This window comes from Pseudomonas persica (genome assembly GCF_900291015.1).
Classification (GTDB): Bacteria; Pseudomonadota; Gammaproteobacteria; order Pseudomonadales; family Pseudomonadaceae; genus Aquipseudomonas.
The window spans coordinates 1-252 of sequence record NZ_OLKL01000030.1 but is presented as its reverse complement, the minus strand read 5'-3'; the positions used below and the strand labels follow the sequence as shown (position 1 = coordinate 252).

Genomic DNA, 252 nt, shown 5'->3' with positions numbered 1-252 from the left:
CCATGACATTGACGTTGCAAGGCAAGATGGCCATTGCCCGGTCAACGATATCCTGCGCCAGGTCATGGTCGAGTTCGAACATTGCGGGGTCCTTTAGGTGTTTGGCTTTTGGGCTCGGGCACAGCAGCCTGGGCCAAGCGCTGTGCAAAAGCACAAAGACAGGCTGGCCGCAGTCCCCGAGACTCGTCAGGGCGAGCGCCGGAACAGGCGACGCGGCGAAAACCATAACAACAGAGAACCCGATCATGGCAC

1 pseudogene is annotated in these 252 nt (G+C 59.1%); it reads right to left on the bottom strand.

Going from position 1 to position 252, the window contains the following annotated elements:
- Positions 1-124: pseudogene (locus FQ664_RS27875) on the bottom strand (sugar diacid recognition domain-containing protein); the annotation flags it as partial.
- Between the last annotated feature and the right edge of the window lie 128 nt (positions 125-252).